The sequence below is a fragment of the Streptomyces cyaneofuscatus genome (assembly GCF_042718795.1).
Classification (GTDB): Bacteria; Actinomycetota; Actinomycetes; order Streptomycetales; family Streptomycetaceae; genus Streptomyces; species Streptomyces cyaneofuscatus_A.
In genome coordinates this window covers 1-3,560 of the sequence record NZ_JBHXOX010000070.1, presented here as the reverse complement: position 1 = coordinate 3,560, position 3,560 = coordinate 1, and the positions used below count along the sequence as shown (strand labels likewise).

General features: G+C 67.2%; 2 protein-coding genes. Both read right to left on the bottom strand.

The annotated features are described in order from the left end of the window. Positions 1–2,461 (bottom strand): carbamoyl-phosphate synthase large subunit (gene carB, locus ACFWRT_RS37560; RefSeq protein WP_380956094.1); only part of this gene is annotated, 2,461 nt, incomplete at its 3' end. Continuing rightward, on the bottom strand, positions 2,454–3,560 hold a 1,107-nt coding region (carA, locus tag ACFWRT_RS37555; protein WP_380956096.1), incomplete at its 5' end, for a glutamine-hydrolyzing carbamoyl-phosphate synthase small subunit. The genes carA and carB, both read right to left, overlap by 8 nt.

The following is a 3,560-nucleotide window of genomic DNA, read 5'->3' as shown; positions in this document are numbered from 1 at the left end:
GCGCGATGGCCTCGGTGGAGGCGCGCAGCCGCTTGATGTCGAACCCGCCCAAGGTGATCGGCGGCAGGGCGCAGGCCGAGTCCCCGGAGTGGATACCGGCCTCCTCGATGTGCTCCATGACGCCCCCGAGGTAGAGCTCGCTGCCGTCGTACAGCGCATCGACGTCGATCTCGATCGCGTCGTCGAGGAACCGGTCCACCAGCACCGGCCGGGTGGGGCTGATCTCGGTGGACTCCGCGATGTACGACTCCAGACGCGCCTCGTCGTACACGATCTCCATACCCCGCCCGCCCAGCACGTAGGACGGGCGGACCAGGACCGGGTAGCCGATCTCGTCCGCGATCGCCTTCGCCCCGGCGAACGTGGTCGCGGTGCCGTGCTTCGGCGCCGGGAGCCCGGCCTCGGCCAGGACCTGGCCGAACGCGCCGCGGTCCTCAGCGGCGTGGATCGCCTCCGGAGACGTACCGACGACCGGAACACCGTTGTCCTTCAGCGCCTGCGACAGACCCAGCGGGGTCTGGCCGCCGAGCTGCACGATCACACCGGCGATCGGCCCGGCCAGCGACTCGGCGTGCACGATCTCCAGCACGTCCTCCAGCGTGAGCGGCTCGAAATACAGCCGGTCGGAGGTGTCGTAGTCCGTGGAAACCGTCTCCGGGTTGCAGTTGACCATCACCGTCTCGTACCCGGCATCCGACAGGGCGAAGGAGGCGTGGACGCAGGAGTAGTCGAACTCGATACCCTGCCCGATCCGGTTCGGACCCGAGCCGAGGATGATCACAGCCGGCTTCGTACGCCGGGCGACTTCGGACTCCTCGTCGTAGGAGGAGTAGAAGTACGGCGTCCTCGCCGCGAACTCCGCCGCACACGTGTCAACCGTCTTGTACACCGGGCGGATCCCCAGCGCATGGCGGACCTCGCGCACGACGTCCTCGCGCAGCCCCCGGATCTCACCGATCTGCACATCGGAGAAGCCGTGCCGCTTCGCCTCCGCGAGCAGCTCAGGACCGAGCTTGTCGGCAGCGGCCAGCTCGTCGGCGATCTCCTTGATCAGGAAAAGCTGGTCCACGAACCACGGGTCGATCTTCGTCGACTCGAAGACCTCCTCCTGCGTCGCACCGGCCCGGATCGCCTGCATGACCGTGTTGATCCGGCCATCGGTCGGCCGGACCGCTTCCGCCAGCAACTCCGTCTTATCACCGACCGGGCCGGTGAAGGCGAACTGCGAACCCTTCTTCTCCAACGAGCGCAGCGCCTTCTGCAGGGCCTCGGTGAAGTTCCGGCCGATCGCCATCGCCTCCCCCACCGACTTCATGGTGGTGGTGAGGGTCGAGTCGGCGGACGGGAACTTCTCGAACGCGAACCGCGGCGCCTTCACGACCACGTAGTCCAGCGTCGGCTCGAACGACGCCGGAGTCTTCTCCGTGATGTCGTTCGGGATCTCGTCCAGCGTGTAACCAACAGCGAGCTTGGCTGCGATCTTGGCGATCGGGAAACCGGTCGCCTTCGACGCCAGCGCCGAGGAGCGGGAGACACGCGGGTTCATCTCGATGACGATGACCCGGCCGTCGGTGGGGTCGATGGCGAACTGGATGTTGCAGCCACCGGTGTCGACACCGACCTCGCGGATGATCGCGATACCCACATCCCGCAGCCGCTGATACTCGCGGTCCGTCAAGGTCATCGCCGGGGCGACGGTGATGGAGTCGCCGGTATGGACACCCATCGGGTCGAAGTTCTCGATCGAGCAGACGACCACGACGTTGTCGTTGCGGTCACGCATCAGCTCCAGCTCGTACTCCTTCCACCCCAGGATCGACTCCTCCAGGAGCACCTCGGTCGTCGGGGAGAGCGTGAGACCCTGGCCGGCGATGCGGCGCAGTTCCTCCTCGTCGTGGGCGAAGCCGGAACCCGCGCCGCCCATCGTGAAGGACGGGCGGACCACGACCGGGTAGCCGCCGAGGGTGTCGACACCGGCGATGACGTCGTCCATGGTGTGGCAGATCACCGAGCGGGCGGACTCGCCGTAGCCGATCTTGGCCTTGACGGCTTCGACGACGCCCTTGAACAGGTCGCGGTCCTCGCCCTTGTTGATCGCCTCGACGTTGGCGCCGATCAGCTCGACCCCGTACTTCTCCAGCACACCGTTGTCGTGCATGGAGATCGCCGTGTTCAACGCCGTCTGACCACCCAGCGTCGGCAGCAGCGCGTCGGGGCGCTCCTTCGCGATGATCTTCTCCACGAACTCCGGCGTGATCGGCTCCACATACGTGGCATCCGCGATCTCCGGATCGGTCATGATCGTGGCGGGGTTGGAGTTGACCAGGATGACCCGCAGGCCCTCCGCCTTCAGGACCCGGCAGGCCTGGGTGCCGGAGTAGTCGAACTCGGCGGCCTGGCCGATGACGATCGGACCCGAGCCGATGACCAGGACGGACTGGATATCGGAGCGCTTAGGCACGCTGGCCCTCCATCAGAGAAACGAAACGGTCGAACAGGTAGGCAGCGTCATGCGGACCAGCCGCCGCCTCCGGGTGGTACTGCACACTGAACGCCGGCCGGTCCAAGAGCTGGAGCCCCTCCACGACCTGGTCGTTCAGGCAGACATGGGAGACCTCAGCACGGCCGAACTTGGTGTCGGACACCTTGTCCAGCGGGGCATCCACGGCGAAGCCGTGATTGTGCGCCGTGACCTCGACCTTGCCGGTGGTGCGGTCCTGCACCGGCTGATTGATCCCCCGGTGCCCGTACTTCAACTTGTACGTACCGAAGCCCAGCGCCCGGCCCAGGATCTGGTTACCGAAACAGATGCCGAACAGCGGAGTCGACCGCTCCAGCACCCCGCGCATCAGCGCCACCGGGTGATCGGCGGTGGACGGATCGCCGGGACCGTTGGAGAAGAACACACCGTCCGGCTTCACCCCGTACACCTCCTCCAACGTCGCCGTCGCAGGCAGCACGTGCACCTCGATACCCCGCTCAGCCATCCGGTGCGGCGTCATCCCCTTGATACCCAGGTCCACCGCCGCGACCGTGAACTTCTTCGTGCCGATCGCCGGAACGACATACGCCTCCTTCGTCGCCACCTCGGCCGACAGGTCCGCGCCCGTCATCTCCGGCGCCTGGCGGACCTTCGCCAGCAGTGTGCCCTCGTCCGCGATCGCGTTGCCGGAGAAGATCCCGACCCGCATCGCGCCGCGCTCGCGCAGGTGGCGGGTGAGGGCGCGGGTGTCGACGCCGCTGATGCCGACGACGCCCTGCGCCGCCAGCTCCTCGTCCAGCGAGCGCTGCGAGCGCCAGTTGGACGCCTTGCGGGCGGGGTCGCGGACGACGTAACCGGAAACCCAGATACGGCCCGACTCCGGGTCCTCGTCGTTGACGCCGGTGTTGCCGACGTGCGGGGCCGTCATGACGACGACCTGGCGGTGGTAGGAGGGGTCGGTCAGCGTCTCCTGGTAGCCGGTCATGCCGGTGGAGAACACCGCTTCGCCGAAGGTCTCCCCCACGGCCCCATAAGCACGGCCACGGAACGCACGGCCGTCCTCCAGGACGAGTACGGC